Below are 6,120 nucleotides of genomic sequence, written 5' to 3' on the forward strand. Positions count from 1 at the left end.
GACCAGATCATCGTCGACCTCGGCCGGGTCGACGACCAGCAACTCCCCGCCGCCGGCTCGTACGGCACGGGCCCGCACGGCACCGGGCCGTACCCGATGCCCGGTGCCGGGACAGGCGCGTACGCCATCGGCGCGGCGGGCGGCGCCATGGGGCCGAGAACGCCCCGCGCCGCGGCGGCCGCCGGCCTCGACCCGATCACCGCCGCCCATCCGCTGGGCGGGCCCGCCCAGCCCCGCACCGGGGCGCTGCCGCTGCCGGTCCCGGTCGGCGCCCGCCCGGGCGAGCCCGCCACCGGGGCCTGGCACCTGGGCCACCTCGACCATCCCACCCCGCGGCCGCTCGGCGACCATCCCGCCCCGAGCCCGTTGATCGACCATTCCGCGTCCGGCCCGCTGGCCCGCCCGCAGGGCGCGCCGCTCACGCCGGGCGGCCAGCCCGCGGCGGCCCAGACCGGACCCGCGGGCCAGCCCTGGCCGGTCGCGCCCGCGGGCCCGGCGGGCCAGCCGGGGCATGGTCCGAGCGGGTACGCCGGCACCGTGCCCGCCGCTGCCGGGCCGGCGGGCGTTCCGAGCCACCCGCTGGTGGTGGGGATGCCCGGCGAGCCCGGCCGGGCGTCGTTCAACGCGGGCGGTCCCGCCTCCGGCGCTTCCGCGGGCCCACATCCCGGCAGTACCGGGGCTCTGGTCGTTCCCGGCGGACCCGCGGTCCCGGGAATGCCGGCAGGCCCGGGGGCGCCGGTGGGGCCGGGGGCTACCGGGGCGACGCGGCTGCCCGCGGGTACCGGGATGCCGGTCGGTCCCACCGGGCCGGTCGCGGCCGGGGCCGGCGCGCCGGCGGCCGCCGTCCCCGGCCTGCCGAACCCCGCTGTCCTGGGGAGCCCCGCTGTCCTGGCGAGCCCCGTGGTCCAGGGGAATCCGGCCGTGTTGGGGAACCCGGCCGTGCTGAGCCCCAGCCTGTCGAACGGCGCCGCGCCGGCCGTCCCGGCGGGCCTGCCGCTGGGCGGTGGGAGCGTCGAGGCGGGCGAGGTCCCGCTGATCCAGCCCACGGTGACCTACACCGTCAGCCGGTCCGGCTGGCGGCGGCGCACCATGCGGGTCCAGGTGCACGCCTCTGGTCCGGTAGGTGAGCTGATCCTGTTCGCGCGGCCGGGCACCGCGCCGCCGCGGGCGGCCGCCGAGGCGCACGAGCTGTCTCGGCTCGCCTCCGTCAACCAGGCCGTCACCAGGACCATCGATGTCACCCTCGACGGCGCGCAGTTGCCGTGGGGCGTGCGGCTGCTGCCCGCCCTGGTGCATCCCACCGGCTGGTCCGTCACCCATCCGGCCGACGAGGACCTGGTCGTCCGCTGAACCCGCGCGACCGCCCGGCCGCCCTGGCAGGGGCGCGCGGCCGGGCCGCCGCGGGCCGTTGGCCAGCAACGGGTGGCCGTGGGGACACCCGTCCGGGCTGCCTCCACCAAGGCCACTTTGGTGTCCGGTTGATTAACCGTTGGCTTTAGGTGGCTCATTGGCGGCGATGTCGCACCGGATCCTCAATGATGGCACTACCACGGAAAGTATTCATCCTGGTGCTGTTCCTCGTCGGCGGTACTCCCCTTACGATTGGTTCCATCACGCGTAGTTCCAGTACCGGCCTGATGGGTGTTCGACGTCGGGCCGGAGCACCTGTCGGTCCGTCCCGGTCGCGTGGCCTGGGTCGGTCGGCTTCACGTCCGGGCGGCGGTGGCAGCCCGGGTGGCGGCGCCGTGAGGTGCCGCCGGACCTGATGGAGCGCTGAGCGGTCGCGTCCTGCGGCCTGTTCGGAGGGGACGTTTCGTCAGGCGGTCGTGATCCGGCGCGGCTCTGTAGTCGACTGGCGGCGCGAGCGGCGGGTGTGTTGTGTCACGCCCTCTTCGAAAGGCAGCGCGCGAGCATGGCCTCGACCACTCGTCGCCGACCAACCCCTCCGGTCGGCCGTCCGGGCACACTCCTGTACCGATCACGTCTGTCCCGATCACGACCCGCCGCCTGCCGGCGCCCGCACCGACCGGTCCGCACCTGCGCTCGGCTCGGCCTGGTCTCGGTCTTCGTCGCCGGGCTGCTGCAGGCGGTGACCCCACTGGCCAACGCCGCGACCGAGTCGCCGAGCCCGTCGCCCAGCCCGCAGGGCACGCCGTCGCCGAGCGCGAGCCCGGGCTCGGCGGGCGCCTCCGCCCAGCCGCAGCCGGGCGTCCCGCTGACGACGATGACCCCGCAGTCGCGCAGCCGCGTGACGCTCGTGCTGTTCGACCAGGACATCGTCCTCGTCGGCGGGCGCGACTTCACCCCCGCCACGGATGTCACCGTCGCCGCCCAGACGGAGAAGCTCGGCGGCAGCGCGTTGATCAAGGCCGACGGTGACGGTCGGTTCATTCTCGGCTTCCGGGTGCCCGCCGACTTCAACGGCAAGGTCGACGTGAAGGCGACCCAGGGCGGCCTCAGCGCCTCCGACGCCCTCAACGTGACCGGCCCGGAGGCCGCGGCGCAGGGCTTCCAGTCGCCGCCGCTGCCGAACCTGCCGGTGGGCAGCACCGGCAGCGGCTCCACCGCCTCGACCGGCGCGACGCCGAGTCCCACGGCCAGCGCCTCGCCGGCCAGCGGCGTGCCCGCGGTGACCCCGGCCCCGACCCCGGTCTCGACCCCGGTCTCGCCGAGCCCGAGCGCCGCCCGGTCCCCGTGGCCGCGCCACGGCGCCGGGTCGGTGACGCCGAGCCCCTCGTCGATCCGCGCGACGGCGACGCCGCTGACCGCCACCCCGAACGTCACCTCACCGACCCCGTCGGGCACCGCCCTGCCCTCGCTGCCGCCGGTCACCCAGACCCCGGGCACCGGTGCCACCCCCAGCGCCAGCCCGGCCGCCGGCGGCACGGCCGACATCGACGGTGCCGGGCCGCAGTCCGGCCTGCCGTGGCTGTCCGGCTTCCAGGCGCACACGCTCGGGCCGCTGCAGGACTTCGGCAACTGGCGCGGCCGGGCCAACGACCTCGTCCACGTCTACACGGACCGCACGTCCGGCTGGGGTGGGCTCGTCGAGCCGACCTGGCCGGTCGACGTCTTCAAGGGCTTCGCGGGCAAGCTGGTGATCAGCCAGCCGACCTATCCGAAGGGCCAGGGCAGCAACGGCGAGTGCGCGAAGGGCGCCTACGACTCCCAGTGGGCGAAGTTCGGCAGCTTCCTGGTGCAGCACGGCCGGGCCGACTCCATCGTCCGCATCGGCTGGGAGTTCAACGGCACGTTCATGTACTGGCACACGGACGCCGACGCGACGACGTTCCGCACCTGCTTCCAGAAGATCTCGGCCGCGATCAGGTCGACCGACCCGCAGGTCAAGATCGACTGGACGTTCAACGCTCACAACTCGCCGGTGCCCTCGGGTAACAGCCCGTGGAGCGCCTACCCCGGCGACGAGTACGTCGACTACGTCGGCATCGACTCCTACGACCACTTCCCCCCGTCGAGCGACGAGGCGACGTGGAACAAGCAGTGCGAGGACGTCAACGGCCTGTGCTACGTGATCCGGTTCGCCCGGGAGCACGGCAAGAAGGTCGGCGTCGGCGAGTGGGGGGTGGCGTCCTGCTCCGGCAACGGCGGTGGCGACAACCCGTTCTACATCCAGAAGATGTTCGAGACGTTCAAGGCCGCCAGTGACGTGATGGGCTACGACGCGTACTTCGCCGACCCGACGCCGGGCAACGTCTGCTCCACGATCACGAACGGCGGCCAGAACCCGAAGTCGGCCGCCGAGTACAAGAAGCTGTTCGGCGCCGCCTGAGCCCCGCCGATGCCCGAAGGGCCGGGACGCGCGTCCCGGCCCTTCGCCATGCCGTGGACCGGTGCCGTGGTCGCGAGCCGCGCGACAACGAACCCGCAGGTGAGCGGACTGCCGATGACGGAATGGCGACTACTCGGTGTCGGCGAACTGACGCATGTCATTGTCTGTCGTCAGGCGCCCCCGGCCAGGTACCGTCACCCGAAAGGCGACGTTTCACGATCTTCACGATCTCGTCCGACCCACCCGGCCACCGGGAGGCCGGGCGTGCGGCCAGCCGGGACGCTGGTCGGACGGCGCCGCCGCGTCTGGACGAGGGGACCGTCGCTTGCGCCATTTCGCCTTCCTCGACACCGAGACGATCGACACCCTGTTCCACCGCCCGCCGGAGGAGATCCCCGGCGACGGTGACCGACGGCTGTTGGCGACCGCCCTCGGCGCGACGCTCTACGCCCCCGGCACCCGGCCGCACCTGGCCCGCGACGTGCATCGTCAGACCGCCGCCGGGGTGACGTCGATGGTGCTGTGCCTCGAGGACTCGATCGCCGACACCGAGGTCGCCGCCGCCGAGGCGAACGTCGTCGCGGCGCTGCGGGAACTCGCCGGCGACCCGCCGCGCTCCGGCGCCGGGGTGCCGCAGCTGTTCGTCCGGGTGCGGGCCGTCGCCCAGATCCCCGACCTGGTCGCCCGGCTGGGCCCGGCGGGGGCGGGCTGCCTGGCCGGGTTCGTGCTGCCGAAGTTCGAGGAGGAGGGCGGCGAGGCGGGGCTGTCGGCCGTCCTGCGGGCGTCGGAGATGATCGGCCGGCCACTGTGGGCGATGCCGGTCCTGGAGAGCCCGCCGGTGATCAACCGGGAGACCCGGGTCGACGCGCTGTGCGCCGTGCGCCGCCTGGTCGACAAGCACGCCGACCAGGTGCTCGCGATCCGGCTGGGTGCCACCGACCTGTGCGGCCTGTTCGGCCTTCGCCGCGACCGGGACCTGACGATCTACGACATCGCCGTGGTGCGCGACTGCATCGCGGACATCGTCAACATCTGCGCCCGCGGCGGCGAGCACATCGTCACCGGCCCCGTGTGGGAGTACTTCGCCCAGCCGGAGCGGCTGTTCGTCTCCTCGCTGCGGGTGACCCCGTTCGCGCAGGCCGAGCGGGTCGACGGCCGGGAGGAGGCGATCCGGATGCGCAGCGCCCTCGTCTCCTCCGACCTCGACCGGCTGATCCGCGAGGTCGTCCTGGACCGGGCCAACGGCCTGATCGGCAAGACGGTGATCCATCCCAGCCACATCCCGGCCGTGCACGCCCTGCACGTCGTCAGCCAGGAGGAGTACGCCGACGCCGAGGCGATCCTCGACGGGGACGCCGGCGGGGTCCGCCCGAGCAGCTACGCGAACAAGATGAACGAGCTGGGCCCGCACCGGGCCTGGGCGCAGGCGGTGCTGCGCCGGGCCCGGGCGTTCGGCGTGCTGCGCGAGGGCGACACGTTCGTCGAGGTGCTCGCCGCGAGCCAGGCCGCCCGTGCCGACGGAACGCAGGTGGCCGGGTGACGCCGCGTACCGGGCCGGACGGCCCACCCGGCGTCCAGGCCCCGCCGCGTCAGGGCTGGTTGTGGACGGAGCTCGGGCTCACCGTCGAGGTGACGGCCGACGCGGTCGGCGGCGGCCTGGACGCCCTGGTCGGGCTCGCGCTGCGGCGCAACCCGCGCCGCGCCCACCTGCTGGTCAGCCGGGTGCTCGGCAAGCACCTGCCGGTCGCCCCCGCCGAGGCGCTCGCGGCCGGGTCGGCGCTCGCCCGCCTCGTCCGCGCGCTGCCGGGCCTCGACGACGACCAGGGCGCCGACGCGGACGCCGGCCAGGCCGCGGACGGCCCGCTGGTCATCGGCTACTGCGAGACGGCGACGGCGCTCGGGCACACGGTCGCCGACGGCCTGGCGGGCAGCCATTACCTGCACACCACCCGGCGCGAGCTGCCCGGGGTACCGCCGGTGCTGGAGTTCACCGAGTCGCACTCCCACGCCTCGCACCACTGGCTGGTCCCGGCCGACCCGGCGATCCTGCGCGCGCCGCGGCCGATCGTGCTCGTCGACGACGAGCTGTCGACCGGGCGCACCGCGCTCGGCACGATCCAGATCCTGCACGACCACGCGCCGCGCGGCCACTACGTCGTCGCGTCGTTGGTCGACGCCCGACCGGCGCCGGCCCGAGCCGCGTTCGCCGACCTCGCCGCCGACCTCGGCGTGCGGATCGACGTCGTCGCCCTGATCGAGGCCACCGTCGCGGTGCCCGCCGACATCACCGCGCGCGCCGCCGCCGTCCGCGCCCGCCTCGCCCCGCGACC

Annotated in this window: 3 protein-coding genes and 1 pseudogene; all 4 read left to right on the forward strand. The window is 74.8% G+C overall.

Annotation, left to right across the window (positions count from 1 at the left end):
* Positions 1 to 1,350, forward strand: a pseudogene (locus C1A33_RS18480) (hypothetical protein); the annotation flags it as partial.
* 562 nt (positions 1,351 to 1,912) lie between these two features.
* Positions 1,913 to 3,790 carry a glycosyl hydrolase gene (locus C1A33_RS18485; RefSeq protein WP_101832724.1) on the forward strand — a complete coding sequence of 626 codons (1,878 nt, stop codon included), beginning with the start codon at positions 1,913 to 1,915 and terminating at the stop codon, positions 3,788 to 3,790.
* A 325-nt stretch (positions 3,791 to 4,115) separates the two neighbouring features.
* On the forward strand, positions 4,116 to 5,330 hold the full coding sequence (locus C1A33_RS18490; protein ID WP_101832725.1) for an HpcH/HpaI aldolase/citrate lyase family protein: 1,215 nt from the start codon (positions 4,116 to 4,118) through the stop codon (positions 5,328 to 5,330).
* Positions 5,327 to 6,120, forward strand: a 794-nt coding sequence (locus C1A33_RS18495; RefSeq protein WP_207770369.1) for a phosphoribosyltransferase domain-containing protein, incomplete at its 3' end; no start/stop codon positions are given. The genes C1A33_RS18490 and C1A33_RS18495, both read left to right, overlap by 4 nt.

The organism is Frankia canadensis, from assembly GCF_900197875.1.
In the GTDB taxonomy this organism is placed as follows: Bacteria; Actinomycetota; Actinomycetes; order Frankiales; family Frankiaceae; genus Frankia; species Frankia canadensis.

What these genes read in the sequence shown, in the direction of transcription:
- C1A33_RS18485 (WP_101832724.1), top strand. Translation starts at nt 1,913, where the DNA reads ATGGCCTCGACCACTCGTCGCCGACCAACCCCTCCGGTCGGCCGTCCG.